This window comes from Bifidobacterium animalis subsp. animalis ATCC 25527, assembly GCF_000260715.1.
Taxonomy (GTDB): domain Bacteria; phylum Actinomycetota; class Actinomycetes; order Actinomycetales; family Bifidobacteriaceae; genus Bifidobacterium; species Bifidobacterium animalis.
On record NC_017834.1, the window covers coordinates 342,870 to 368,937 of the forward strand.

General features: G+C 62.2%; 20 protein-coding genes, 2 tRNA genes and 1 pseudogene. 8 read left to right on the top strand and 15 right to left on the bottom strand.

Annotated elements, in window-relative coordinates:
* Nucleotides 1-404: 404 nt before the first annotated feature.
* The 10 genes from cysS to coaD all read right to left on the bottom strand — a co-directional run bounded on the left by cysS (nucleotide 405) and on the right by coaD (nucleotide 11,793).
* Complete coding sequence (gene cysS / locus BANAN_RS01405) at nucleotides 405-2,042, bottom strand: cysteine--tRNA ligase (protein WP_014697207.1); 1,638 nt, start codon at nucleotides 2,040-2,042, stop codon at nucleotides 405-407.
* Nucleotides 2,043-2,318: 276 nt separating this feature from the next.
* Nucleotides 2,319-4,520, bottom strand: coding sequence for an ABC-F family ATP-binding cassette domain-containing protein (locus BANAN_RS08680; protein ID WP_014697208.1), 2,202 nt, complete (start codon nucleotides 4,518-4,520; stop codon nucleotides 2,319-2,321).
* Between the two features lie 135 nt (nucleotides 4,521-4,655).
* Nucleotides 4,656-5,393 (bottom strand): type 1 glutamine amidotransferase, encoded by a 738-nt coding sequence (locus BANAN_RS01415; protein WP_014697209.1) that lies wholly within the window; start codon nucleotides 5,391-5,393, stop codon nucleotides 4,656-4,658.
* A gap of 156 nt (nucleotides 5,394-5,549) precedes the next feature.
* Nucleotides 5,550-6,104, bottom strand: coding sequence for an acetolactate synthase small subunit (ilvN, locus tag BANAN_RS01420; protein WP_004268377.1), 555 nt, complete (start codon nucleotides 6,102-6,104; stop codon nucleotides 5,550-5,552).
* A 15-nt stretch (nucleotides 6,105-6,119) separates the two neighbouring features.
* Nucleotides 6,120-8,048 carry an acetolactate synthase large subunit gene (locus BANAN_RS01425; RefSeq protein WP_014697210.1) on the bottom strand — a complete coding sequence of 643 codons (1,929 nt, stop codon included), beginning with the start codon at nucleotides 8,046-8,048 and terminating at the stop codon, nucleotides 6,120-6,122.
* 397 nt (nucleotides 8,049-8,445) lie between these two features.
* A complete protein-coding gene (gene rnc / locus BANAN_RS01430; RefSeq protein WP_014697211.1) occupies nucleotides 8,446-9,222 on the bottom strand; it encodes a ribonuclease III in 777 nt (258 codons plus the stop codon).
* A gap of 363 nt (nucleotides 9,223-9,585) precedes the next feature.
* On the bottom strand, nucleotides 9,586-9,780 hold the full coding sequence (gene rpmF / locus BANAN_RS01435; protein WP_004268380.1) for a 50S ribosomal protein L32: 195 nt from the start codon (nucleotides 9,778-9,780) through the stop codon (nucleotides 9,586-9,588).
* Between the two features lie 78 nt (nucleotides 9,781-9,858).
* Nucleotides 9,859-10,455, bottom strand: a complete 597-nt coding sequence (locus BANAN_RS01440; RefSeq protein WP_014697212.1) for a YceD family protein — start codon at nucleotides 10,453-10,455, stop codon at nucleotides 9,859-9,861.
* A 106-nt stretch (nucleotides 10,456-10,561) separates the two neighbouring features.
* Nucleotides 10,562-11,263, bottom strand: a complete 702-nt coding sequence (locus BANAN_RS01445; RefSeq protein ID WP_014697213.1) for an ATP synthase subunit B family protein — start codon at nucleotides 11,261-11,263, stop codon at nucleotides 10,562-10,564.
* Between the two features lie 50 nt (nucleotides 11,264-11,313).
* Nucleotides 11,314-11,793, bottom strand: a complete 480-nt coding sequence (gene coaD, locus BANAN_RS01450) for a pantetheine-phosphate adenylyltransferase (protein WP_014697214.1) — start codon at nucleotides 11,791-11,793, stop codon at nucleotides 11,314-11,316.
* A gap of 175 nt (nucleotides 11,794-11,968) precedes the next feature.
* On the opposite strand from coaD, the gene BANAN_RS01455 reads away from it, so the two are divergent.
* Nucleotides 11,969-12,262, top strand: coding sequence for a DUF3039 domain-containing protein (locus BANAN_RS01455; RefSeq protein WP_004268388.1), 294 nt, complete (start codon nucleotides 11,969-11,971; stop codon nucleotides 12,260-12,262).
* 81 nt (nucleotides 12,263-12,343) lie between these two features.
* Here the strand turns inward: BANAN_RS01455 and BANAN_RS01460 are convergent, their stop codons facing one another.
* Together BANAN_RS01460 and BANAN_RS01465 are read right to left on the bottom strand one after the other, a co-directional pair.
* Nucleotides 12,344-13,351, bottom strand: a complete 1,008-nt coding sequence (locus BANAN_RS01460; RefSeq protein ID WP_014697215.1) for an aldo/keto reductase — start codon at nucleotides 13,349-13,351, stop codon at nucleotides 12,344-12,346.
* A 78-nt stretch (nucleotides 13,352-13,429) separates the two neighbouring features.
* Entirely contained in the window at nucleotides 13,430-14,752 is a 1,323-nt protein-coding gene (locus BANAN_RS01465; protein WP_014697216.1) for a nicotinate phosphoribosyltransferase, read from the bottom strand.
* A 783-nt stretch (nucleotides 14,753-15,535) separates the two neighbouring features.
* Between BANAN_RS01465 and BANAN_RS01470 the strand changes: the two genes are divergently transcribed.
* The 4 genes from BANAN_RS01470 to BANAN_RS01485 all read left to right on the top strand — a co-directional run bounded on the left by BANAN_RS01470 (nucleotide 15,536) and on the right by BANAN_RS01485 (nucleotide 19,400).
* Complete coding sequence (locus BANAN_RS01470; RefSeq protein ID WP_014697217.1) at nucleotides 15,536-16,156, top strand: hypothetical protein; 621 nt, start codon at nucleotides 15,536-15,538, stop codon at nucleotides 16,154-16,156.
* A 472-nt stretch (nucleotides 16,157-16,628) separates the two neighbouring features.
* Nucleotides 16,629-17,369, top strand: a complete 741-nt coding sequence (gene rph / locus BANAN_RS01475; protein WP_014697218.1) for a ribonuclease PH — start codon at nucleotides 16,629-16,631, stop codon at nucleotides 17,367-17,369.
* A gap of 28 nt (nucleotides 17,370-17,397) precedes the next feature.
* The gene (locus BANAN_RS01480) at nucleotides 17,398-18,075 is read left to right on the top strand and encodes a non-canonical purine NTP pyrophosphatase (protein ID WP_014697219.1); all 678 of its coding nucleotides are present in this window, start codon (nucleotides 17,398-17,400) and stop codon (nucleotides 18,073-18,075) included.
* A 41-nt stretch (nucleotides 18,076-18,116) separates the two neighbouring features.
* Nucleotides 18,117-19,400 (top strand): aminoacyltransferase, encoded by a 1,284-nt coding sequence (locus BANAN_RS01485; RefSeq protein ID WP_014697220.1) that lies wholly within the window; start codon nucleotides 18,117-18,119, stop codon nucleotides 19,398-19,400.
* 29 nt (nucleotides 19,401-19,429) lie between these two features.
* Here the strand turns inward: BANAN_RS01485 and BANAN_RS01490 are convergent, their stop codons facing one another.
* The 3 genes from BANAN_RS01490 to BANAN_RS01500 all read right to left on the bottom strand — a co-directional run bounded on the left by BANAN_RS01490 (nucleotide 19,430) and on the right by BANAN_RS01500 (nucleotide 20,738).
* Nucleotides 19,430-20,437 (bottom strand): AEC family transporter, encoded by a 1,008-nt coding sequence (locus BANAN_RS01490; protein WP_014697221.1) that lies wholly within the window; start codon nucleotides 20,435-20,437, stop codon nucleotides 19,430-19,432.
* A gap of 86 nt (nucleotides 20,438-20,523) precedes the next feature.
* Nucleotides 20,524-20,605 (bottom strand) — tRNA-Leu (locus BANAN_RS01495).
* A gap of 57 nt (nucleotides 20,606-20,662) precedes the next feature.
* Nucleotides 20,663-20,738 (bottom strand) — tRNA-Thr (locus BANAN_RS01500).
* A 116-nt stretch (nucleotides 20,739-20,854) separates the two neighbouring features.
* Here BANAN_RS01500 and BANAN_RS01505 point away from each other — a divergent pair.
* From BANAN_RS01505 to BANAN_RS01520, 3 genes and pseudogenes are all read left to right on the top strand, one after another.
* A complete protein-coding gene (locus BANAN_RS01505) occupies nucleotides 20,855-22,066 on the top strand; it encodes a mannose-1-phosphate guanylyltransferase (RefSeq protein WP_014697222.1) in 1,212 nt (403 codons plus the stop codon).
* Between the two features lie 289 nt (nucleotides 22,067-22,355).
* Nucleotides 22,356-24,053 (top strand): glucose-6-phosphate isomerase, encoded by a 1,698-nt coding sequence (gene pgi / locus BANAN_RS01510; RefSeq protein ID WP_014697223.1) that lies wholly within the window; start codon nucleotides 22,356-22,358, stop codon nucleotides 24,051-24,053.
* A gap of 469 nt (nucleotides 24,054-24,522) precedes the next feature.
* Nucleotides 24,523-25,819 (top strand): annotated as a pseudogene (locus tag BANAN_RS01520) (IS3 family transposase).
* Nucleotides 25,820-26,068 lie beyond the last annotated feature (249 nt).

Here is a 26,068-nt window from a genome sequence, read left to right on the forward strand (position 1 = left end):
GCTAATCCGAGACCGCACTTGCAAACGCGACACGTGCAATGTCAAAAGTAAGACGACGTAGATAGGAATAGACAGAAAGAGGTATCCGCCTCAATCTCCATGTGAAGATGGGCGGGTAGAGAAGAGAGAAATTTAGTATAAATTGGGACATGTTGAACCCATTGTATGTCCCAATTTACACATAAATAAGGGTGATGTTAGCGTAAAAAGAGACAGATGGAAGCGCGCAATGAACCTTTTTACGCAGGGAATGGAGCACGGGAGGGCATAGGGAATGGGTGCGTGGAGATTGGATGTAAATGGGGACAGTTAGAACCGCTATCTGTCCCCATTTACGCAAAGAAGTCCCTTTTGCAAAGGGACTTCATGGACGCAGAGGGACTTGCCGATGGGGGACGTCGTAATCAGTGGGAGAGGGCGAGGGTCCAGGTGGAACCGGTGGGGCCGTCTTCGATTGTGATGCCGGCGGCGGTGAGAGCGTCGCGAATCTGGTCTGCCTTTGCGAAATCCTTGTTTTTGCGGGCTTCGGCGCGGGCGGCGAGCTGCGCGTCGACAAGTTCGCCGAGCGTTTTGAGCGCGCTGGAGTCGCCGCCGGCCTCGTCGCCGCCGTCAATCCACGGACTGGCAAGCGGGTCGAGACCGAGCGTGTCGAGCATCGCGCGCACATTGACGAGCGCGGCACGCAATGCGCTGCGGTCCGCGTCGCCGTCGTCGCCCGCGAGGCGCGCAAGCAACGTGTTGCCTTCGCGAATCTGCGTGAAGATTGCCGCGGTGGCGCGCGACACATTCACGTCGTCGTTCATGGCGGCGACGAAATCCATGGGCAGATCGTCGGCCGAGACGCCGGTGATCTCATCACGCGACGGCTGCTCGCCGAGCGCGTCTGCGGCATGCCCGATGAAGTTCATGATGCGCTCGTATGCGGCGTCGGCTTCGGCGAGCGTCTGGTCGCTCCACTCGAGCATCGAGCGGTACTGCACGGAGCCGAGCGCATAGCGCACCACCCACGCGGAATGCTCGGCGAGCACGACCGGCACCGACAGGCCATTGCCGAGCGACTTGCTCATCTTCTCGCCTTTGGCGGTCACCCATGCCGAATGCATCCAGCGGTTCGCCGTGCAGTAGCCGGCCGCGCGGGTCTGCGCCATCTCGTTCTCGTGATGTGGGAAACGCAGATCGAGACCGCCGCCGTGAATATCGAACATGCCATCGAGATAGCGGTAGCTCATCGCCGAGCATTCGATATGCCAGCCCGGGCGGCCCGTGCCGAACGGAGTCTTCCAGCGGGCGTCGGTGGGATCGGTGCTCTTCGGGCGCTTCCACAGCGCGAAGTCGCGCGGGTCGCGCTTGTTCACGGAAAGGTCGGCCGGGTCGGCGGGATTGTATTTGTCGTCTCCGGAGGCGTCGACCGACGGGCCCATGCGATCGGCCACGGCGGCGGCCTCGTCAACCTCGGCGGTCTGCTTCTGGTGCGTGAGCTCGCCGTAGTGCGGCCAGGAGGCGACGTCGAAATACACGTCGCCGGTCAGCTCGCCGTGCTCATCGCGGATCACATAGGCGTGACCGTTGTCGATGATGCGCTCGATCAAGTGGACCATGTCGATGATATGCCCGGTCGCGCGCGGCTCGTACGTGGGTGCGAGCACGCCGAGCTCGTTGTACGCGTGCGTGAACTCGCGCTCGTAATGGTATGCGCGTGCCCACCAATCCTCGCCCGCTGCGGCGGCCTTGTCGAGGATCTTGTCGTCGATGTCGGTCACATTGCGAATGAACGTGACCTTGTAGCCGAGCCGCTCGAACCAGCGGCGAATGATGTCGAACGCGACGGCCGCGCGAATATGGCCGATATGCGGGGCGCTCTGCACGGTCGCGCCACACACGTACATGCCCACCTCGCCGGGTTTGATCGGCTCGAAACGTGAGACCGCATGCGTCGCCGTGTCGTAGAGCTTCAGATCGACGGCCGCATTGGCAACGCCGTGATCGCCGGCGGCGAGCGTTTCGTCAAATTGGTCGGTAGTGTGTGATTGCGCGTGTGTCATAGTCTGAGCGTATTGCTCTTCGGCGACATATGCGTTGGCTGTTATGGGCCAGCGTTGATGTTACGGGCTAGCATTTTCCTTACGGGCTAGGATTCTCGGTTACGGGCTAAGAAAATAGCCGCAGTTGCCGAGTATGGAATTTGTAAAACCGCCATATTCCAACAATCTCATATGTGAATGCTCGCCGCAGCCCTAGCCCGTAACGGAGAATCCTAGCCCGTAACGGAGAATGCTAGCCCATAAGGGGAAGAGTGGCCCGTAACGGACGTGGGTGGGTCACTTGCCGAGTTGCTCGGACAGATCGAACCACTCGGTCTCCAGCTCGCCCTGCTGCGTCTCCAGTTCGGCGATCTGCGCGCTGAGTTTGCCGAGCCCCTCGTAATCAGTGGGGTCGTGCGCGTTCATCTGGGATTCCAGCTCGCCTTTCTGCTGCTCGATCTTCTCCAGTTTGCGCTCGATCGCCGAAACGCGGCGCGACGCCTGTGCATATTCCTTGCCGGAGAGCTTCGGCTGGTCTGCAGATTGCTCGTCGGCAGCCTGCTCGTTCTCGGATTGCGCAGTGTTCGCAGATTGTGCAGTGCCCGCGGCATCGGCTTGCGGGAGCGACTTGCCGCGCTTGAGATCCTCCACCATATCGAGATAGTCCTGCACGCCGCCCGGCAGATGCCGCACCTTGCCGCCGATCAGCGCGAACTGCTCGTCGGTGACGCGCTCGAGCAGGTAGCGGTCGTGGCTCACCACGATGAGCGTGCCCGGCCAGGTGTCGAGCAGGTCTTCCATCACGGCGAGCATGTCGGTGTCGAGGTCGTTGCCCGGCTCGTCCATGATGAGCACGTTCGGTTCGTCGAGCAGAATGAGCAGTAGCTGCATGCGGCGTTTCTGGCCGCCGGAGAGGTCGCGGATGGGTGTCATGAGCTGCGCCGCCTCGAATCCGAGACGTTCCATGAGCTGGCCGGGCGTCACCTCCTTGCCGTCGACGATGTAGGTGGGCTTGTAGCGGCTCAGCACCTCCTTCACCTTGTAGTTGCCGAGCTTCTCCAGTTCGTCGAGCCGCTGCGAGAGCACCGCGAACTTCACCGTCTTGCCTATGTTCACGCGGCCGGCGGTGGGGGCGAGCGAGCCGTCGAGAATCTTCAGCAGTGTGGATTTGCCGGCGCCGTTCGCTCCGACGATGCCGAAACGGTCGCCCGGGCCGATGAGCCAGGTCACGTCGTCGAGAATCTCGCGGCCGCTTACCTCGATATGCGCGGCGGCACTCGTGGCGTCGGCGCCGGTGTTCGCGGCTTCGTTGGCAGCGAGCTCGTTCTCGGTCATGCCACGCAGCGCGTTGTAGCCGGTGACGGCCTCGCGGGCCTTGAGCCCATGCTCGGCGGCGATTTGCGCGGCACGCGAGCCGAATGCGGAGACGAGGCGCGGGTCGTCGGCATCGTCGACGTCCATCGTCACCGAGCCGAAGGCCTGCGGTTCCTGGACCATCGGAGTGACGATGTCAATCTGCGTGCCGGCGGACGATTCGGAGTCCGTGCCCATGCGCTCCATGTCGGCGATGTCGGGGTCGACGTCGGCCACGGCACCCTGTTCGCGGTCGAAAATCTGCGTCACATCGACCAGGTCGACCACCTGCTTGCCCAGGCGCGAAGTGGCCATCTGCTTGAGCTCGAGCGAATTGCGCATCGGTGGCACGTCGGCGATGAGCTCGCGCGCGGCCTTCACATGGAACTTCTGCTTGGTCGAGCGGGCACGCGCGCCACGCGACAGCCATGCCAGCTCCTTGCGGGCCAGATTGCGCCGCTTCGTCTCGCGCACATCGGCCTGGCGGTCGCGTTCCACGCGCTGCAGCATGTACGCGCTGTAGCCGCCTTCGAATGGCTCAATCTGCCCGTCATGCACCTCCCACATCGACTCGCACACCTCGTCGAGGAACCAGCGGTCGTGCGTGACGATCAGCAGCGCGCCGCTGCCCTTCGCCCAACGGTTCTTCAGGTGCTCGGCGAGCCAGTGGATCGTCACGACGTCCAGATGGTTTGTCGGCTCGTCGAGCGCGAGCACATCCCAGTCCTTGAGCAGCAGGCGCGCGAGATCGGCGCGACGGCGCTGGCCGCCGGAGAGTGTGCCGATCTTCGCATTGAGATTGAGGCCGCCGAGCAGCGCCTCGACGATCTTGCGGGACTCCGTCTGCGCGGCCCATTCGTAATCCTCGCGGCCTTCGAGCGCGGCCTCGCGGATCGTGGCGTCATCGTCGAGCTGATCACGCTGGTCGAGCATGCCGAATGTGAGGCCGTTGCGCGTGGTGACACGGCCGGAATCCGGAGCCTGCGTGCCTTTGAGCAGATGCAGCAGCGTGGATTTGCCATCGCCGTTGCGACCGACGATGCCTATGCGGTCGCCTTCGAACACGCCTTGCGTGACGTCGGTGAAAATGGTCTTCGTGGCGAAGTCGAGCGAGACATGTTCGAGTCCCAAATCAAAAGTTGGCATGGCAATCTTTCATTGTTCGTGACATCCCGTAAGAGTTTATGACATCCCGTAAGAAAACAAATCACGGAGGAGATGGAGGGAATCTCAAGGAATTCAGAGAACATCGCGCATTCTGAGATTCCTTACGGGATGTCGTCAGCTCTTACGGGATGTCAGAGAGAAACTGTAGGTGCTGCAGCGGGCGGCAAAACCGGAGAAGACCTGTTCGCCGAGCGGCTGGATTTGTGGGTAGCTGGCAGCGAACGCTTCGCGCAGCTGCGATTTCGAGCCGCCGGAAGCCTTGAGTTGCTTGACCATGCTCGGTTCGTCAAGCCATTCCTCGAGCAGCTGCGGCGTGACCTCCAAGTGGAACTGCATGCCCAGCGCGGAGCCAAAGCGGAATGCCTGCACTTTCGTGTCGGAGGAGCGGGCGAGGAGCTCGGCGGAATCCGGCAGCGAAATGCAGTCGCCGTGCCATTGGAGCACGTTGAGTTCCTTGTTCCACATGGAGAAGAAGTCGTGTTTGGCCACGCGTTTGATGGGCGCGATGCCGATCTCCGGCGCGCTGGCCTTCTTCACCTTGGCACCGAGCGCGGCGCCGATGAGCTGATGCCCCAGGCAGACGCCGAGCACCGGCTTGCCTGTGCCTATGGCCGCGCGGATGAGCTTCATCTCGGCCTTGAGACCGGGGTAGTCGTCGAAATCGGTGGCGCCCATGGGGCCTCCCATGACCACCAGCCCGGCCACTTCGTCGAAATCGGGAAGGTCAGGTTTCTTCTGCTTCGATATATTGAGCGTCTGCGTGGGAAGATTGATCTCCTCAAGGTCGGACAGGATGAGTCCTGGTTTCTCCCACTCGGCATGTTGCAGAATAAGAACTTCCGGTTTCGTCATGGTTTCATTGTCTCATTGCCCTTAACAATTCGGCTGTCGGTGTGGGGATGGCAGGTGAATGAATGCGGAAAACAGGTGTCAGCATGCGGAAAAGGGGACAGTGAGAAGCTTCTCACTGTCCCCTTTTCCGCAGAATATGGAATGCGGAACGCGGATTCAGCGGCCGGTGATCTCGCTGCCGACCACTTTCTCGCTCAGCGCGCGCGGGCCGCGGGTCATCGCGACCGCGCCGGAACGCACGAGCTCGATGATGCCGTAGTGGTCGAGCAGACCGAGCAGCGCGTCAATCTTGCCGCCGGCGCCGGTCGCCTCGATCGTGAGCGACTCGGGATTGACATCGACGACGCGCACGCGGAACAGTCTGACGATCTCAAGCACATCGGAGCGGTTCGACTGGTCCGCGGCGACCTTGATGAGCACGAGTTCGCGCTCGACGGTGGTTGATTCGTCGAGGTCGACGATCTTCAACACATGCAGCAGTTTGTTGAGCTGCTTGATGATCTGCTCGAGCGGCACCTCCTCGACGTCGGCGGTCACCGTGATGCGGGAGATATCGGGGCGCTCGGTGGGCGAGACGCTCAGCGAGTTGATGTTGAACGCACGGCGGGCGAACAGGCCGGCGATGCGTGCGAGCACACCCGGGCGGTTCTCGACGAGCACCGACAGCGTATGACGCTGGGAACCCGGCTTGGATGCTGGATATGAAGCCATTTCGACCTTCCCCTTTCAGTCCTGTTCCTCGGTGATGATGGCGGCAGCCTCATCTGCCTGGGCATCGGAATCCACCGGCATGGCGGCAAGGCCGTCAGCCTGGTGCAACGGTTTGATGCCGGGCAGGTAGGTGACATTGTCGTTCGAATCGCCAGCGGCGACCATGGGCCACACCATGGCATCCTTCCACACACGGAAATCGATAAGCACCGGCCTGTCATTGATTTCGTTGGCCCGGCGAATCGCCTCTACCGCCTCGTCTTTGGTGCGTGCGCGCAATGCAACGCAGCCGTACGCCTCGGCGAGCTTGACGAAGTTCGGAACGCCCTCCAAGCCAGTCTTCTCCTCTTCATGCAGAATCGTGGCCGAGTAGTGGTTGTTGTAGAACAGGGTCTGCCACTGGCGAACCATGCCATACACGGAGTTGTTGAGCAGCGCAATCTTCACCGGGGCGCCCTCGAGGAACGCGGCGGCGAGCTCCTCACTTGTCATTTGGAACGATCCGTCGCCGTCGATGAGCCACACCGGCTTCTTGCCGTCGAAGTAGCGCTGGGAACCGATGGATGCGCCGATGGCCGCCGGCAGGCCGAAGCCCATGGTGCCCAAGCCGCCCGAGGAGATCCACTGGTGCGGGTGCGAGAAATTGATGAACTGCGTCGCCCACATCTGGTGCTGGCCCACACCGGACACCCAGATCGTCTCCGGATTTGCGGCATGCGACAGCTCCTCGACCACCCACTGCGGAGCAAGCGTGCCGTCGGTCGGCTCCTGGTAGGTGAGCGGGTATTTCTCGACCCACGAGTTGATGAGCCCCCACCATGTGGTCAGATTCGGCTTGCCGTGAATGGCATGCTGGCGTTCGATACGCGGCATGAGCGCGCTCAACACCGTCTTCACATCGCCAACGATCGGTACGTCGGGAGTGCGGTTCTTGCCAATCTCGGCCGGGTCGATATCAATGTGGACGACGCGCGCGCCGGGGGCGAAGGCCTCGAGTTTGCCCGTCACACGGTCGTCGAAGCGCGCGCCGATCGCGACGAGCAGGTCGGAACGTTGCACCGCGCCGGTCGCGGCGATCGTGCCATGCATGCCAGGCATGCCAAGCACGGCGGGGTCATCATCCGGCACAATGCCACGCGCCGGCAATGTGGTGACAATCGGGGCACCGGTCAGATCGGAGAGCGCCTTCACCTCGGCACCGGCGTCGGAACGCACCGCGCCGCCGCCCACGTAGAGCACCGGGCGGAACGCGTGCTGGAACAGCTTGGCGGCATCGTCGAGCACGCGGCCATGTGCCTCGGTGGTCGGGTTGTAGCCGGGCAGAATCATGCGCTGCGGCCAGCTGTAATACATGGTGCCGTTCTGGGCGGTCTTCGTCAGATCCACGACCACCGGTCCGGGACGGCCGGAACGCGCGATGTAGTGCGCCTCGGAGAGCACGCGCGGAATGTCCTGCGCGTCGGTGACCAGGTAGGAATGCTTGGCGACCGGGTAGGTGGCACCCACGATGTCGGCCTCCTGGAACGCGTCGGTGCCAATGGCGTTGACGCCCACCTGACCGGTGATCACGATCATTGGGATCGAATCCATGTTCGCGTCGGCGATGGCGGTGATCACGTTCGTGGCGCCCGGGCCTGACGTGACGATGCACACGCCCACCTCGCCGGTGGCCACGGCGTAACCCTCCGCCGCATGGCCTGCCGCCTGTTCGTGGCGCATGAGCACGAAACGGAACTTCGTGTGCTCGTCAATGGCGTCGTACACGGGCAGAATGGCGCCGCCCGGAATACCGAATACGTCTTTGACACCCAGGTCTTCCAGCGAGCGGACCAGCGCCTGTGCGCCGGTCATCTTCTCGCCGTCGACAATGGTGCGCATGTGCGTATGCTGGTTGGCGTTCGCTTTGGCCACGCCGCTGAACGCCTGCAGGGGTGTTGGTGACACGGTTTCCTCTTTCGTGAGATGTCTTGTATTCAAGGCATCGGCTGCGGGTGCCATTCGCGTCCCGCGCCGGGCCTTGCGTTGATATCCTACTGGATTTCACCGTGGTGCGGCTCCTGTGACCGCATGCTGAATGCATTTATGGATATGCCCCATTCCTTACGGGCCAGCCTATGCCTTACGGGATAATATTTTCTGCTACGGGATAGGGGCATGCAGATTTTCTTCAAAAATGGCCCTTGAAAAATGGCGGTTTTGCAATTCCGACGAGGGGAATTCTTCGCGTGAGCCCTATCCCGTAACAGAAAATGCTAGCCCGTAACAGGAAGGCTAGCCCGTAAGGTGTTGGCTGTGCGGTGTTGGCTGCGCGGCGCAGGGCATGCGCCGCAGGGCGTGCGGCTCAGGCGTCGGCCAGCGGGCGGCGTTCGCGCTTGCGCTCGGGCTTCGGCGCATGCTCACGCTCGTCGAGCACATGCCAGGCCTGTTCGGCCGCGGCCAGCTGCGCCTTGCGTTTGCTGCTGCCGTTGCCCACGCCGAGCACCTCCTTGGAATCGCCGAGCATGGCGAATGCGGTGAATTCGAGCGCGTACTCCGGGCCGCCGACGGACATCTGGTACCGCGGTTCCGGCAAGCCCATCTCGTGGGCCTTCACCGTGAGCGACGTCTTCCAATCGAGCGCCGGCCCCTCGGTGGCCACCTCGGCGAGTGTATCGTCGACGAGATGATGCACGACTTCGCGCGCCTTGTCCACGCCGTACTGCACGAAGGTTGCGCCGATCAGCGACTCCACAATGTCGCACAGAATCGAGCTTTTCTCGGCGCCGCCCTGCTCGCTCTCGCCGTGGCCCAGCAGAATATACGGACCCACGTGCAGCTGGTCGCGCGCAATCGCGCTCAGCGACTCCTCCGATACGGCCTTCGCGCGAATCTTCGCCAACTGGCCCTCACTTTTGTCGGGATACTGTTTGAACAGCGTCTCGGTGACGACGAATTCGAGCACCGCGTCGCCGAGGAACTCAAGCCGCTCGTAGTTCTTCACACCCTCGTGCTCGTGCGAGAACGAGCGGTGGGTGAGTGCCTCGACGAGCAGATCGGTCTCCAATGTGGTGCCGAGCGCGGTGAACAGCTTCTGCATTGCCGATTCGCCGATTTCCTGCGTGCTTACACGAACACTCATAATGCTCCAGATTCCCTCGATTTGGCTTCCTTGCACAGAGTGTAGTCTGTGTGCCCTACGCGCGCCCTCCGTACAGGGAGCAGATTCGTCTGCGTAATCGGGGACGGTTTGCTTGCCCAATCTGTCTCTTTTTACGCAAAGTAAGGGATGCGGCGGGTATGAGACACGCAAGGTGAGGAGAATCTGCGTAAATGGGGACGGTTTGACCGAATAATCTGTCCCTTTTTGCGCAGGGTGGGAGATGCGGTGGGTATTTCGTCCCCGATTACGCAAGTAAAACCGAAACAAGTAAAACCGAAACAATCTGCGCGCATAAAAAAATCCCCGCCACCCGTCGATGGCAGGGATTTCGTGAAGTTCAACTCACTTGGTGTGGGCGGAACGGATCGCCTCGCGGTAGACGCGGCCACGGTAGGAGCCGCAGCTCGGGCAGGCCACGTGAGCGAGCGTCGGGGCGCCGCAGTTCGGGCAAGTGATGGTCTGGGCAGCCTTGGCCTTCCAGGTGGAACGACGCGTACGCGTGTTGGCGCGCGACATCTTGTACTTTGGCAGTGCCATTGTTTATCCTCTGTTTCGTTCGAACATATGAGCTTAAGCGTTCAGAATCTTAACGCATATGCTGTACAAACGCGCGTCTCACTCGCCCTGCTCGCGTTCGAGCTGCTCTTTGAACGCCTCCAGATCGGCGAAACGCAGGTCGGTCACCTCATGCACATGCTCGGGATTCTCGTTGAGATCGAGACCGCACTGCGGGCACAGACCCTTGCAATCCGGCTTGCAGAGCGGATTGAGCGGCAGCGCGCTCACGAAGGTGTCACGCAGCAGCGGCTCGATGTTCGCGAACGCGCCGTTGTCGATGAGCGGGTATGTGTCGCCCGACTCCTCCTCGCCGGCGATGATCTCTACATCTTCGTTCCTGGTCTTGCCGGCATCGGCGTCCTCATATGGGAAGAACGCGGTGACCTGCTCGCTCCAGTCCCCGCTCAGATCTCTGTCACACCGCGCGCACACCGCAGTGACCGGCGCCGTGAACGTGCCGGTGAAAATGAGACCGTCGATAATCGAGTCGAACTGGCCGTTCACATGGATTGGTTCGCCCTCCTTGACGCCCACAATCGAGTCGCCGATGCCGCCGGGTGCCGGGAAATCACGGTCGACCTGCATGGTCTGGCCCGCGCGCGAGCCGACCTGGGCCACCGGAACCGTCCAATCTGTGTATTCAATACGTGCCATTCGCCTGTTCCACCTTGCTTGGATTACTTGATACGCTCAGTCAACCCGCGCCGCCGTGTCGCTATTCCGCGGGTCGCGAAAGGGAGCGTGCATGCGGTGCCGCACGTCAGTCCTGCGGATAATCGGATTCCTCGGCGTGCGGGAGCTCCTCGCGCGCCTTCGCCTCGCGCTCCTCGAGCACGTTCAGGCCGCCCTCGACGTCGCGCGTCATCTTGCCGAGCTGACTGTGCAGCTCGTTCATGATCTTGATGCAGTACTGGTCGGCGCCCGAGGTGAGACGGTCGCTTGCGGCCTGCGCCTTGTCGATCATCGTCTTTGCCTTCTGACGCGCGATCTCGGTCACCTTCTCCTGGGAGGCGAGATAGTCCGCGCGCTCGTTCGCATCGCGAATGATGTTCGCCGCTCGCGCCTGCGCGGTGGAGATGATCACGTTCGCCTGCGAATTCGCGTTCGCGAGCCTGCCCTCCGCCTCGCGCATCAGCGCGCTCGCACGCTCGAGCTGCACGGGCAGCTTGGTTTTGAGATCCTCGAGCTTGTCGAGGAAATCGTCACGGTCGATCTTCACGCTAGACGGGGAGAACATGGACCCCTTGGCACTCGTGATCATCTCCTCGAGCGAGTCGATGATATCGTACACCGTGGTGAACTCGGCCTTGCGCAGCGCATCCGGGTCGGGGGCATTGTCGCGCAGATCGGGCAGGTCGTCCATGTTAAACGTGGGCCTGCGGGCGGAGGAGTCCTGCGGTGGTTGCGGGGCGTCGTTGCCGTCGCCGTGAATGGTCTGCGTGCTCGAATCGTTCTGAGCCATGCTCTCTCCTCTCAACGCGGGCGCATACCCATAGGTCCGCAGTCGCGCTGCTAGCGCAGCGCCTTCTCTAATAATGGCACAACGTAGTCTGGAACCATGCCGGTGATGTCACCGCTATGACGTGCGACGTCCTTCACCACGGAGCTCGAGATGTGTTCCAGCACAGGATTGGCGGGCAGGAACATCGTCTCCACATCGGCGAGGTGACGGTTCACGAGCGCCATGCCGAGCTCGGCCTCATAGTCGCCGTTCTGGCGCAGCCCCTTCACAATGACGGGGGAGCCGACCTTGCGGCAGTAGTCGGTGATCAGGCCGTCGGTCCATGCGACCACGTAATTCGTCATGCCGGAGTCGGCCAGCGCGTGCTTGATGATGTCCACGCGTTCGGTCTCGGTGAACAGCGGCTTCTTCATGGCATTCACCGCGACCACCACATGCACCTCGTCGAACAGGCGGCAGCAACGCGTGATTACATCGATATGGCCGTTCGTCACAGGGTCGAACGAGCCGGGGCATACAGCGATTGTCATATCTCTACAGCCTAATGGTGGGGCTATGCAATTGGCTGGCCGGGAAATTCGGGAAAGAGATGCGGCACGGGGCGATGAGATGAGACGCGGATGGGGCGAACTGGGCTGGGCGTAGAATCTGTAGACAGGAATAGAGAATGAAGTTGCAGGATTGTATAGCCGAATAGGAGGAATCATGAGCTTTGCATACAATGACGCACTCGACGATAACACGACGGCGGCAACCGAGCCGAGCAGTGACACCGGCACCGCGGTGCTCGAAAGGCCGAAGGCACAGGAGCGGCGGGCGGACGACGGCGACGCCGACCGGTTCGCGCATTACGTGTCACGCGACCGCATCGCCGAGTCGCGCCTGACCGGCCGCCCGGTGGTGGCGTTGTGCGGCAAGGTGTGGGTGCCGAAGCGCAACCCGAAGGACTACCCGATCTGCCCGGAGTGCAAGCGCATTTACGAGGAGATGACGAAGTAATCCATCGCCGCCAGCTGTCTGTTACGGGCCAGGGCGCACTCCGCGCAAATCGGAGTGCGCCCTGGCCCGTAACAGTATGAATTAGAGCGAGATTGAATCGATCTTGGCGAGCTCCTCCGGCGTGAAGTGCGTGTTGTCGAGCGCGGCGATGTCATCGAGAATCTGCTGCGGTTTCGAAGCGCCGACGAGCACGGTGGTCACGGCAGGGTCGTTGAGCAGCCACGCGAGCGACATCTCGGCGAGCGTCTGCCCGCGGGAGAGCGCGAGGTCGTTGAGTTCGCGAATCTGGGTGAGACGCGACTCGGTGAGCGCGGACTTGTTCAGGAACCGGTCGTCGTGCCCAATGCGACTATCGGCAGGAATGCCGTTGAGATACCGGTTCGTAAGCAGTCCCTGCTCAAGCGGCGAGAACGTGATGAGACCCTTGCCGAGCTTGCGCGTCGCCTCCTTGAGCCCATTGCGCTCGATGGTGCGGTCGAAGATGTTGTAGCGGTTCTGGTTGATGATGAACGGCACATGGCGCTCGTCGAGCATCTGCGCGGCCTGTTCGAGCAGCGGGCCATCGTAGTTCGAAAGCCCCACATACAGCGCGCGGCCGCTCGTTACCGCGGTCTCGAGCGCGCCGACCGTCTCCTCCAACGGCGTGTTCGGGTCGGGGCAGTGATGGTAGAAAATGTCCACATAGTCGAGACCAAGCCGTTCGAGCGACTGATCGAGGCTCGCGAGCAGGTATTTGCGGCTGCCGCCGACGCCGTTCGGTCCCGCCCACATGTCGAACCCGGCCTTCGTGGAGATGATGAGCTCGTCGCGGTACGGGCGCAGACTCTCGCGCATGATGTGCCCGAAATTGCGTTCCGCGGCGCCGTACATAGGGCCGTAGTTGTTGGCGAGATCGAAATGGAAGATGCCGTGGTCGAACGCGGTGAACACGACCTGCTGCATCTGCCCATACGGCGTCAGATCGCCGAAATTATGCCACAGGCCAAGCGCGATGCGCGGCAATTGCAGACCGCTCGTGCCGACATGCGCGTACTGCATGCGGTCGTAGCGGCCCGGGGCGGGCGAATAGTGCGTGATGAAATCTGGCATCGGAACCTCTTCTTTGTTGCTGTGTTTGCGTGTGATATGCCGACTCCAGAATACCGCGAACGTGCCGCGAATTGCGGATCAGAGCACCTCGAGCTTCGTCGGGATCACGGGCTCGCCTCGCATGAGCGACTGCGCGGTGATCGGCAGCTTGGCGAGCGCCTTGGCATGGTAATCCTGCGCCGCCATGAGCCCGTCGTGACCCTGGAACTGCGAGTCGACCGTGCCATTGACGACGAAGTCGGTGAGCAGATCTTCCCACCCCTCGCCCGGCACGAAGTTCTCGAGCGCGCTCTCCGAACCGGAGATGACGTGTTCGCAGTCGGCAAGCGAGTATTCGTATGAACGGAAGGCGAGCTTGGCGCCCGGTGCCGTCGCCTTGTCCACAGACTTCTTCGCCACCGGTTCCATGCGGCCGTCCTTGTTCGCGCGTTCGGTGAGTTTGTAGACCATGGCGCAGGTGGGCGCCCCCGAGCCGGTGACCAGCTGCGTGCCGACGCCGTAGGAGTCGACAGGCGCGGTCTGCAGCGAGGCGATCGCATACTCGTCGAGGTCGTTCGTCACCGTGATCTTCGTATTCGTGGCGCCGAGCGCGTCGAGCTGATTGCGCACACGCTGGGCGAGCGCGGCGAGATCGCCGGAGTCGATGCGCACGCCGCCCAGATTCGGACCGGCCACCTCGACGGCAGTCTTCACGGCCTCCTCAATGTTGTACGTGTCAACGAGCAGCGTCGTGTTCGTGCCGAGTGCGGCGATCTGCGATTCGAAGGCCTGGCGCTCGCTGTCATGCACGAGTGTGAAGCAGTGCGCGGCCGTGCCGATTGCCGGCAGGTCGTACAGTCTGGCGGCGAGCAGATTCGCGGTGCCCTTGAATCCGCCCACGATCGACGCGCGCGCGGCGGCGACGGCGGCCCACTCGTTCGTGCGGCGACCGCCCATGTCCATGCACGGGCGGTTCTTCGCGGCCGTGACCATGCGCGAGGCGGCCGCGGCGACAGCGGAATCGTAGTTGAGGATCGACAGAATGAGCGTCTCGAGCAGCGTGCACTCGCCGAAGGAACCGCGCACCTGCAGAATCGGCGAATTCGGGAAGTACACCTCGCCCTCGCGGTAGCCGCGGATCGAACCCGTGAAATGGTAGTTTTCGAGCCACTTGACGGTGTCCCGGCTCACAATGTGGCGGTCGGAGAGGAATTTCAGGTCGGCGTCGTCGAGGTGGAAGTCCTCGAGCGCGTCGAGCAGACGTCCGATGCCGGCGGCCACGCCGTAGCGTCGTCCTTCGGGCAGATGCCGTGTGAACACGTCGAATACGCAGGGGCGGTTCGCCGTGCCGTCCTGCAGCGTGGCGTCAAGCATTGTGTACTCATACATGTCGGTCATGAGCGACGGGTCGTAAACCACCATGGTGTCTCCTGTGTTAGTGGTGAGCTTCTCTTGGCTTGTTCTCTTGTGTGATCTCTTCGCGATTGGCCGGGGCGGCTGTGAATTCGCCGCGCGCGGATGTCGTTGTTCCCCAGCCTAGTCGAATGAGCGCGCAAATATGCGCGGATGTCATTATTCGGGGTCTTATTGTGTGCTCGTCGGCTGATTCGTGAAACGGTGCGCAGATTGGTCTACGAGGCGCGTTCCACGTTGGCTGATTCGTGATATGGTGCGCGATGCGGCCGACGAGGAGAAGGTGCATGGCGTGTAGGTGATGGTCTGGACTCGCTCATTGGTTGATTCATGTGATGGTGCGCAGATTGGCCTACGATGAGCGTTTCTCGTTGGCTGCTTTGTGTGCCGATGCGCAATATGGCCGATGGGTGCGGGAGTCGGTGGAGTGATTGTGCGTGTTGTCCCTTGAGTGTGGAGATTACCTGTATGGTGTTGCGTAAATGAAGACAGCACGGTCTAGTATTCTGTCTCTTTTTACGCAAAGATAATTACGCAAAGATAATTAAAGATGACCAAGTATGTATCTGCAGGTGCGGGACGAGTCTCTTCCTGTTCGTTGTGTCTCCCGCTGCCTCGCTCTGCGTAAAAAGGGACAGCGCTACCGATTCCGCGGCCGATCTCGCTGTGATCAGGCTCGCTCTGCGTAAAAAGGGACAAATCGGAGACCTGTGTGTCTCTTTTTACGCAAAAGGGCAGTGGCGTGTGTGGCGTGCAGGGGACGCTCGGCAGATGGGCCGGTAGGATGGGAACATGCGATATCTTGCGGGAATCTGGAGACTGGCCATTGCTGCGCTGTGCTTCATCGGCACATCGCCGGCATGGCATGCCGTGAGCCTTTGGGCGTTCCTCATGTACCAGATCGGCTTCATCGCCGGCATCGTCATGCTGTGGAGTGGTTGTGCGAGCATTCTGCGCGGTGTGCAGCCGCCGGCATGGCTGCGCGGCTTCGTGTTCACCTACGCGTTCTCGCTGGCCGCCGTGCATTTCTTCGTCACGCCGGCTGCGGAATTCGGGGTGCCGGCGCAGCAGGTGATCCCGCTCAGCGCACAGGTGCTCGCGTTGATCGTGGTGGGCATGCTCGCCGTCGACTTCTTCGCATTCGAACCGCACCGTGCGTTCAAGCCGGTGTATCCGCTCGTCTGGCTTGTGTACCTGCCGCTCTATGCGGCGTTCGCGATTGCGCGCGCCTACTGGTTCCCGCATTCCGGCCCCACGGCGAACGCCTACCCCTACGACTATCTCAACATCACGCAATTCACCTGGGCCGGTGCGGGTGTAGCCTGCCTCAAGATCGTCGCCATCTATCTCGCCGTCGGCGTGGTGCTGTGCCTGTTCGACCGTGCGCTTCCTGCGAAATCGGCGGCAGAGTAGGCATCCGAACGATTGCAGATGGGCAGATTCTCGCGGCCCGCTTCTCGCTACCGGCTATCCCACCCCTTACGGGCTAGGGTTACGGGCCATAATCCGCCTTACGGGGCACCAGATGCCTTACGGGCTAGGATTCTCGGTTACGGGCTAAAAGGGGTGTTGTATCCGCCGGAAAAGATCGTTGGAAAATGGTGGTTTTGTGGTTTGGTCATTCACTGGATACTCGTCAACCGGCGGATTTTCCTTAGCCCGTAACCGAGAATCCTAGCCCGTAAGGGTTGTGCTAGCCCGTAAGAGGGATTTTAGCCCGTAATCTTAGCCCGTAAGGGAGGGGATTCGTGAAGGGTTGGAGTGGCTTGCAGGAGTGGGGTGCGCCGGCGGCAGGTGGCGTCAGATGACGGTTGAACACATTCGTTCGCATTCGGCCGATGTTGCCTTCCGGCCTATGATGTGAAAGAACAACGAGAGGATTACCATGACTGTTACCCGAGCAGACGGCCGTGCATACGACGAGCTGCGACCCGTGCGCATCACCCGCGCATTCACCGACGTTCCGGAAGGATCCGTGCTCATTGAATGCGGCAACACGCGCGTGATGTGCACCGCCACGTTCACCGACACCGTGCCGCGCTGGCGCAAGGACTCCGGGCTCGGCTGGGTCACCGCGGAGTATTCGATGCTGCCGCGCGCCACCTCCCAGCGCACCGACCGTGAATCGGTTCGCGGCAAGATCGGCGGACGCACCCATGAGATCTCCAGACTCATCGGCCGCTGCCTGCGCGGCGTGATCGACATGAAGGCGCTCGGCGAGAACACGATCCAGATGGATTGCGACGTGCTCCAGGCCGACGGCGGCACGCGCACCGCGTCGATCACCGGCGCGTACGTGGCCCTCGTGGACGCCCTCAACTGGGCGAAGCAGAACGGCAAGATCAAAAGCGTGAAGAACGTGCTGCTCGACAGCGTCTCCGCCGTGTCGGTGGGCGTGATCGACGGCGAACCGATGCTCGACCTGCCGTACGTCGAAGACAGCCGCGCAATGACCGACATGAACGTCGCAATGACTGGATCCGGTAAATTCATTGAGATTCAGGGCACCGCCGAACATCGCCCGTTCGGCCGCGACGAGCTCGGCGTGCTGCTCGACCTCGCCACCAAGGGCAATAGGGAACTCCAAGCCGCACAGCAGGCCGCGCTCGACGCCGACCTGCGCTAGCACATTCAAATAAGGGAATGGTGGGCATATGAAAATCGTCGTCGCCACGCACAACGAAGGCAAACTGGTGGAGATTCGCGACATTCTGGCCGAGGAATTCGGCGATGGCGCGCACGACATTGAGCTCGTCTCCGCAGGCTCGCTCGGGCTGCCGGACCCGGTGGAGACCGGCATCACTTTCGAGGCGAACGCGTTGCTCAAGGCGCGCTTCGTGGCGCAGCTGACCGGCTTGCCGGCGATTGCCGACGACTCCGGACTCATCGTGGACGTCATGGGCAACGCCCCCGGCATTCTTTCCGCACGCTGGGCCGGCGAGCATGGCAACGACGCGGCGAACATAGACCTGTTGCTCGCCCAGATCGAAGACATTCCCGACGACGACCGCACCGCACGCTTCTGTTGCGCCGCCGCACTCGTGGTGCCGATCGGGGGCGCGGACGACACAGACGGGCTCGTCGACACCCGTGAAAGCGTGGTGCTCGGCGAGATGCCCGGCACGATTGTGCGCCACCCGCACGGCAGCAACGGATTCGGCTATGACCCGATCTTCATGCCCGACGAGCAGCCTGCCGGAGCCGAGGAAAGCGGCGAACTGCTCACCTCCGCCGAGATGACGCCCGAACAGAAGAACGCGATCTCACATCGCGGCAAGGCGCTGCGTGCGCTCATGCCGGCGATCCGCGAACTCGTGGAGAACGGCGAGTGAGCCCGAAGCAATCTGGAAACCCGAGACCGAATACAGGACATATGCGCAAGTTTTCTTTTGAAGTGTTGAACGAGCAGGAATTCCGTGCATTCGCGGAGGCGTCGCCGCAGTCGAACTTCCAGCAGACCGTGGAGATGGCGAATCTGCGACGCATGCACGGCATGGACGTCGATTTCGTGGGCATGCGCGAGGACGGCGAGATTAAGGCGGGGTCCGTGTTCGCCACGCACCATGCGCCGATGGCGACGTTCTGCAGCGTGATCAGCGGCCCGCTGTGCGACTACGATGACGACGAGCTCGTCGCCGAGTTCCTGCGTGCGCTCGCCCGATTCGCGAAGAAGAAGGGCGCTGTGCACCTCGACATCGCGCCGAACCAGCGCTACCGTGTGCGCGACGACCACGGTGAGGCGCTGCCCGAAAGCGAGGGCGGTGCGCCGGACAAGCGCATGATCCGCAACATCGAGCAGGCGGGGTACGAGCACGGCGGATTCGTGCGCGGCTACACGTCGACCGTGCGCTGGCGGTTCGCCAAGGACATGACCGGGATCGGCGACGAAAGCGAGCTGCTCAAGTCGTATTCGAAACGCACGCAGTGGAGCATCAAACGCGCCAGGTCGATGGGTGTACATGTGCGCGAGATCGGCGTCGACGAGCTCGACACCTTCGCGCGGATCGAACAGCAGACCGCGGAACGCCGGCATTTCGAATTCCGCGGACCGCAGTATTTCAAGCAGTTCGCGCAATGCTTCGGCGAACGGGCCCGATTCGTGCTGGCCGAGATCGACACTGCCGAATATCAGCGGTCGATGCAACGCAAGGCCGACGATCTGCGTGCGCTCGTCGACGGGCTCGAGGCGAAGATCGCACAGCGCGAGACGACCAAGCTACGGCGCAGGCTCAACGAGGAATCGAGCAATCTGGCGGCCGCGAACAAACGGTTGGCGGAGGCGAACGAGCTCGTGGAGAAGGGCGACCTCATTCCGGCCGCCGCCTCGATGTTCGTGCTCGGCCCGCGCGAAGTGGTCTACCTGTTCTCGGGCAGCGTGGAGGAATACAAGCCGTTCTATGCATCGGCACTTATTCAGCACGAGGCCATGCTGCGGTACTGCGTGCAGGGCGTGGAACCGTTCGGGCACGTGGATCTGTACGACTTCTACGGCATCGACGGCATTTTCGACGACCCGGATGACGAGGGGCGCGGCGTGCTCGAATTCAAGCAGGGATTCAACGGCTACGTGGTGGAGATGCCGGGCGACTTCATGAAGGTGCTGCGGCCGGTCACCTACCGCGCCCAGCGCCTCGCGCACAAGCTGCTCGGCAGGTAGCCGGGGCACCAGCCCGTAACGGTACCGAATCAGATGATGCCGGCGGCGATCATCGCGTGGGCGCCGGTCATCATGCCAAGACTGATCACCGCGCTCACCGACAGCGTGAAACCGGCGAGGCGGGCGTTGCCGAGCACCTCGTCAGTGAACAGCGTGGAGAAGACGGCGACCGGGGCGAGGCAGCACATCATCGTCGCCTCGCGAATGCCGGCGTCGAACGGCAGCAGGAACCACGCCACGGCGGCGAACGCCAATCCGAAGGGAAGACGCCAGGCGAGCACCTTGAGCACGGCGAAGGTGTCGGAACGGTTCGCGGGCAGATCCATCATCATACCCACCATGAGCATGGCCACGCAGGCGTTCGCATTCGACAGCGGCCGGAAGAGATCTGCGAACCAGGCGGGCAGCGACAGTCCGCAGACCATGAGCACGATCATGATCACATACGTGTCGAACGGAATGGAACCCACAAAACCCTTGAGCACCGTGCGCAGCAGCGAACGCCGGGCGAGACGCTTGGCATCGCGGTCCGTGGGGCGCGTGTAGGGAAGTGTGGGAGCGTCACCGGCGCCCTGCTCGGTGAGGGGACGGCCGGGTTGAATGTGCAGGAGCGTCTGCGTCATCACATTCGTGCCGGCAGCCACCATGATGCAATTGCCAATGTCGAACATAGCGGCGGGAACGATCGCCTGTTCGCCAAGAAACGCCTGCACCACCGGGAAGCAGAAGCAGCCTATGTTGAGACCGGTCGCATTGAGCATGAGGAACGCGCGCTGCGTGACCGGCGAGTGACGGGTCGCCGAGAAGATCACGAGCACCGGCACGAGCGCCACAACGAAACCGAAGGCCGAAAGCCACAACAGCGACGGATCGTGCGGATTCGTGGCGAACGAGTAGACGATGGCACCGGGCAGCACGAGATCGAAGAGCATCACCTGAATGATGCGGTAATCGCGTTGGCCGAACAACCGGCAGCGTTTGAACAGGTAGCCGGCGATGATGATGCCCAGGAGGGCGATCGGTTGTAGGAGCGTCACGGAGTACAGCCTACGCCGGGATATGGCTCGGGTGAGGGGAACGTCCACGGGATAATCGGGGAACCTGCAGAGAACGCGGAGAAGGGTGCGCGAGATGGGACTCGAACCCACACGACCGAAGTCACAGGAACCTAAATCCTGCGCGGCTACCAATTACGCCACTCGCGCGCGTCGGATATGCAAAACCCTAGGCGGCGGACGCGTTTGCGCCGACGTCTAGGGCAATGGAGCCACTTGACAGAATCGAACTGTCGACCTGCTCATTACGAGTGAGCCGCTCTACCGACTGAGCTAAAGTGGCACATGCTTGGTGCACAAGAAATACAGTGTAGCCGAATTGCTGGATTTGGCGAATCGGCGTGTCGCGTTTGGGCAGCGTGAGGGAGCCGAATGCGCGCGAGCGGATAGAATGAGGGCATGAGTAACGGATTCGACGATTTCTACGCCATCATTCCCGCGGGCGGCACCGGTACGCGCCTGTGGCCGCTGAGCCGCGAGGCCAAACCGAAGTTCCTGTTCGACCTGCTCGGGTCGGGGCGTACGCTGATTCAGTCCACCTTCGACCGCCTCGCCGCCATCGCCGGCATGGACCATGTGTGCGTCAGCACCGGCGAACGGCATGTGGCCGCCGTGGAGGAACAGCTGCCCGAGGTGGTGCCGGAACGCATCTTCGCCGAACCGGCACCGCGCGACTCCACGGCCGCCATTGCGCTCGCCACCGCCGTGCTCGCCCGCAGGCACGGCAACGACATTGTGGTCGGATCGTTCGCCGCCGACCATGTGATCCGCGGCAAGGTGGCGTTCGTCGACGCCGTGCGGCAGGCCGTCGCCACCGCCCGCGCCGGCTATGTGACCACCATCGGCATAGCAGCCTCGCGCCCGAGCACCGCATTCGGCTACATCCACGAGGGCGAGTCGCTCGCGGCCCGCGTTCCCGACGCCCCGGACGCCGTGCTCGTGGAACGCTTCGTGGAGAAGCCGAACGCCGCCACCGCGCAGGCCTACCTGAACACCGGCGAATACCGCTGGAACGCCGGCATGTTCGTGATGCGCGCCGATGTGCTGCTCGACCACCTGCACCGGGTCAAGCCGCAGCTCGCACGTGCGATCGATGCGATAGCAGACGCCGTGATCGAAGACGACCGCGATCTCGCCCGCGCGCAGGCCGAGGCACATGAGCGTGGCGAGAACGTGCGCGAGGCCGTGAATCCCGACGACTTCCACACCCATCGCGACGAGGCCATGCGCAAGTACTGGCAGGGAATCGAGAAGATCGCGTTCGACTACGCAGTGGCCGAGCCGCTGTCAGTGGAGGGCGGCGTCGCGATGATCCCGGGCGACTTCGGCTGGGACGACATCGGCGATTTCAACTCGGTGGCGGCGCTGTTGCCGAGTGTGGATGAGCGGAATCTGAAAATACTGGGCAACACCGAGCAGGTGGTCACACTCGACTCCGCCGGCGACATCGTAGTGCCGAACAGCGAGCGAACCGTTGCGTTGCTTGGCGTGAACGACATGGTCGTGGTGGACACGCCGGATGCGTTGCTCATCGCGCCACGTGCGCGGAGCCAGGAAGTCAAGTCAATGGTGAAAACGCTCGCGGAGTCGGGGTGTGACGAACTACTGTGAGAGCCAATAACTGAAACGAGACACAGGCTTGCGGATGACGCCATATGCGCGGGCGAATGTTTGAAAACGATTTCATAGGTTTGCCTGCGTGAAAGCGAACAGCGAAAATGTTCGCTTTCGTCCCGATGTGCGCACGGTTTACGATTCGTGTGCGGTCGTGGGGCAAAACTGTCGTATTTTGTGAGTATTGTGAAGCTTGATAAGCAAATGCAAACGTATGCCTTGCTAGTCTGCAATGCAGCACGGGCAACGGCGCCGCAGTGCTTGTCTGATGATGAAAGGAACACGAATGGCAATCAATCCTCCTGTCGACGCCACGGGCACCGCGGCGTGGAAGAAGCTGCAGCAGCACTATGACGAGCTGCAGGCACAGGGCATCGATCTCAAGCAGTGGTTCGAGGACGATCCCACGCGCGTGGACTCGCTGTCTTTCGACGTGGGCACGCTGCGCTTCGACTTTTCGAAGAACCTGATCAAGCCCGAGACCCTCGCACTGTTCGCAGAGCTCGCCGATGAGGTCAACCTCAAGCAGCGCACCAAAGACATGTACTCCGGCGTGCACATCAACAACACCGAGGACCGCGCCGTGCTGCACACCGCACTGCGCCGTGACGCCAGCGACGAAGGCAAGCTGATCGTGGACGGTCAGGACGTGGTCAAGGACGTGCGCGAGACCCTCGACCGCATGTACGCCTTCGCCGACAAGGTCCGTTCCGGCGAATGGAAGGGCGTGACCGGCAAGGAGATCGAGACCGTGGTCAACATCGGCATCGGCGGCTCCGACCTGGGCCCCGTCATGGTGTACGAGGCGCTCAAGCCGTACGCCGACGCCGGCATCAGGGCCCGCTACATCTCGAACATCGACCCGAATGACCTCGCCGAGAAGACCCGCGACCTCGACCCGGAGACCACGCTGTTCGTGGTTGTGTCGAAGACCTTCGGCACGCTCGAGACGCTCACCAACGCCCGTCAGGCCCGCGCATGGCTGCTCGAGCAGCTGCAGGCCTCCGGTGCCATCGACGGTACCGCCGAGCAGAAGGCCGAGGCCGTTGAGAAGCACTTCGTCGCCGTTTCGACCAACCTCGAGCGCGTCAAGGACTTCGGCATCGACCCGGCGAACACATTCGGCTTCTGGGATTGGGTCGGCGGCCGTTACTCCGTCGATTCCGCCGTTGGCCTCACGCTCGCCATCGTGTTCGGACCGGCCCGCTTCGAGGAGTTCCTCGCAGGCTTCCGTCAGGTCGACCAGTACTTCGCCGAGACGCCGTTCGAGAAGAACGCCGTGGTGATCATGGGCATGATCAACGTGTGGTACCGCAACTTCTTCAAGGTCGCCTCACACGCCGTGCTGCCGTACGACCAGTACCTGCACCGCTTCCCGGCCTACCTGCAGCAGCTCACTATGGAATCGAACGGCAAGTCCGTGCGCTGGGACGGCACCCCGGTGACCACCGAGACCGGCGAGATCTTCTGGGGCGAGCCCGGCACCAACGGCCAGCACGCGTTCTACCAGCTCATTCACCAGGGCACGCAGCTGATTCCGGCCGACTTCATCGCGTTCGCGAACACGCCGAACCCGCTCAAGGACGGCGACCAGGACATGCACGAACTGCTGCTGGGCAACTATTTCGCCCAGACCAAGGCGCTCGCGTTCGGCAAGACCGCCGACGAGGTGCGCGCCGAGGGCACGCCGGAAGACATTGTTCCGGCCCGCGTGTTCTCCGGCAACCGCCCGACCACGTCGATCTTCGGCGTGCGTCTCGATGCCTTCACGCTCGGCGAGCTCATCTCGCTGTACGAGATGGTCACGTTCGTCGAGGGCACCGTGTGGGGCATCGACTCCTACGACCAGTGGGGCGTTGAGCTCGGCAAGCAGCTCGCCAAGCAGATCACGCCTGCGATCTCGCAGAACGACGAGGCGCTCGCCGCTCAGGACGCCTCGACCCGCAGCCTGATCAACTTCTACCGCAAGGTGCGCGAGTTCTGATCCGCACACGCTGGCTGTAATTCGCGGCGGGGCGGCGATTCACGAATGTGGGTCGCCGCCCTTGCCTGTTGTGATGCAAAGTCGGTCCGCGTGACTTGGTTTGTCTCACAGAGAGTGGGCATCTGAGATGAACTCGGTCATGGCGACTTGGTTTGTCTCACTGAGCAGTGGCTAGTGGGACAAACCAAGTCTGTGTTGCCGGATTTGTCTTACTGAAATCATCTGAGTGAGACGAATCTAGCTGGGGTGACTTGGTTTGTCTCACTGAGAACAGATTAGTGATACCAAGTCGGTCTGCTCAGCTTGTTTTGTCTCACAGGGGAGGGGCTAGTGAGACAAAGCAAGTAGGTGATGCTGAGTTAGTCTCGCTGAGCAGTGGCTAGTGGGACAAACCAAGTCTGCATTGCTGAGTGATATGGCCTGGTTTTTGTTCCGCATTTCACCTAACTCGATGGGAGATGATGGAATCATGTCCAAGGGCACGAGATACACGGATGAGTTCAAGGCGAAGGCCGTCAGGCTGTTGACGGAGTCCCGTCCCTCGTATTCGTCGGAGACGAAGGCGATCGCCGAGGTGGCCAGGGATCTGGGCGTCTCGTCCGAGACGCTGCGGCGTTGGCGGAACCAGTCGGATGCGTCGGCCGCGGAACAGTCGGAACAGTCCGCGCAGGAGGCGATGGCCGAGCTCAAGCGTCTGCGGGCGGAGAACGCGGAGCTGCGGCGGGCGAACGAGATTTTGACGACGGCGTCGGCTTTTTTCGCGGCGCGGCTCGACCCGACACGGCCCTGATGTCCGCGTACATCGACGCGCATCGGGATCGTTTCGGGGTCGGGCCGATCTGCAGGGTGCTGGGCGCGGCGTCGGATTGCGGGTTTCTCACGCCGCGCGGCTACCGCATGTTCAAGACCAGGCCGCCCAGCCGCATGAAGGCGCGCCACGAGGCGCTGGCCCGGGACATCCTCCGGATCCATTCGGATTTCTTCATGGCCGTGTACGGATACAGGAAGGTCCATGCCCAGCTGCTCGCCGAGGGGTGGGATCCGTCCGAGGTCGGCCGCGACCAGGTGATGAACATCATGCGCGAGCTCGGCATACAAGGCGTCAGGCGCGGCAGGACGCCGGCGACCACCAGGCCGGCGAAGGGCGCGGGCGGCAGGCCCGACCTCGTGGAGCGCAGGTTCCGGGCCATGGCGCCGAACCGGCTGCACGTGGCCGACATCACCTACGTGCGCATGACGGACGGGCGGTTCGGCTACGCTGCGTTCGTCACCGACGTATTCGCCCGCCGCATCGTGGGATGGGCGTGCGCCACCAGCATGAACACCGAGGAGCTGCCCCTGCAGGCGCTGGAGCAGGCGATCTCCTGGGCCGCGGGGCACGGCGGCACCCGGGGGCTCATCCACCACTCCGACCACGGCTCCCAGTACATCAGCACGGTGTACACCACGCGCGTGCGCGAGTACGGGATGCTGCCCTCGACCGGCACGGTCGGCGACTCCTACGACAACGCCATGGCCGAGTCCGTCAACGGCGCGTACAAGACCGAGCTGGTCTGGCGGCGCAAGCCGTTCCGGGACGTGGGCGACCTGGAGCTGGCGACGTTCCAATGGGTCTCATGGTGGAACTCGAAACGCCTCCACGCCAGCCTGGACTACAGGACACCCGAGCAGGTCGAAACCGAGTACTATACGAACCAGGCGACACAAGCCGCCTCACTATAAAGGCGGAACAAAAACCAGACCAGTTCAGAGTTTGTCTCACATAAGGAAAGTCAGCGAGACTCAGTGAGAAGAAGTAAGTCCGCGTGACTTGGTTTGTCGGGGACCGCGGGTAATCCAGTGCGCTTTGTATAATGTGGAGTCGCTGTGCCGGCACGCGGATCGCCGCATGAATCCGCCTGCCCACGAGTCCAGCCGAACCTGACTTTCGGCGGATCGGCACGCGCGCCGCAGACAAATCCGCGGCGATATTCCAGGCATTCGCACGCATGCGAGTGCCCCGACCATACGCTGGC

Bases quoted from the DNA above. Each gene is read 5' to 3' on its own strand.
- BANAN_RS01465 (WP_014697216.1), bottom strand. From the start codon at position 14,752: ATGGTGGTTTACGACCCGTCGCTCATGACCGACATGTATGAGTACACA.
- pgi (WP_014697223.1), top strand. From the start codon at position 22,356: ATGGCAATCAATCCTCCTGTCGACGCCACGGGCACCGCGGCGTGGAAG.
- BANAN_RS01460 (WP_014697215.1), bottom strand. From the start codon at position 13,351: ATGCCAGATTTCATCACGCACTATTCGCCCGCCCCGGGCCGCTACGAC.
- BANAN_RS01470 (WP_014697217.1), top strand. From the start codon at position 15,536: ATGCGATATCTTGCGGGAATCTGGAGACTGGCCATTGCTGCGCTGTGC.
- rph (WP_014697218.1), top strand. From the start codon at position 16,629: ATGACTGTTACCCGAGCAGACGGCCGTGCATACGACGAGCTGCGACCC.
- BANAN_RS01505 (WP_014697222.1), top strand. From the start codon at position 20,855: ATGAGTAACGGATTCGACGATTTCTACGCCATCATTCCCGCGGGCGGC.
- cysS (WP_014697207.1), bottom strand. From the start codon at position 2,042: ATGACACACGCGCAATCACACACTACCGACCAATTTGACGAAACGCTC.
- BANAN_RS08680 (WP_014697208.1), bottom strand. From the start codon at position 4,520: ATGCCAACTTTTGATTTGGGACTCGAACATGTCTCGCTCGACTTCGCC.
- BANAN_RS01445 (WP_014697213.1), bottom strand. From the start codon at position 11,263: ATGGCTCAGAACGATTCGAGCACGCAGACCATTCACGGCGACGGCAAC.
- rnc (WP_014697211.1), bottom strand. From the start codon at position 9,222: ATGAGTGTTCGTGTAAGCACGCAGGAAATCGGCGAATCGGCAATGCAG.
- BANAN_RS01455 (WP_004268388.1), top strand. From the start codon at position 11,969: ATGAGCTTTGCATACAATGACGCACTCGACGATAACACGACGGCGGCA.
- BANAN_RS01440 (WP_014697212.1), bottom strand. From the start codon at position 10,455: ATGGCACGTATTGAATACACAGATTGGACGGTTCCGGTGGCCCAGGTC.
- BANAN_RS01480 (WP_014697219.1), top strand. From the start codon at position 17,398: ATGAAAATCGTCGTCGCCACGCACAACGAAGGCAAACTGGTGGAGATT.
- BANAN_RS01415 (WP_014697209.1), bottom strand. From the start codon at position 5,393: ATGACGAAACCGGAAGTTCTTATTCTGCAACATGCCGAGTGGGAGAAA.
- coaD (WP_014697214.1), bottom strand. From the start codon at position 11,793: ATGACAATCGCTGTATGCCCCGGCTCGTTCGACCCTGTGACGAACGGC.
- rpmF (WP_004268380.1), bottom strand. From the start codon at position 9,780: ATGGCACTGCCAAAGTACAAGATGTCGCGCGCCAACACGCGTACGCGT.
- BANAN_RS01485 (WP_014697220.1), top strand. From the start codon at position 18,117: ATGCGCAAGTTTTCTTTTGAAGTGTTGAACGAGCAGGAATTCCGTGCA.
- ilvN (WP_004268377.1), bottom strand. From the start codon at position 6,104: ATGGCTTCATATCCAGCATCCAAGCCGGGTTCCCAGCGTCATACGCTG.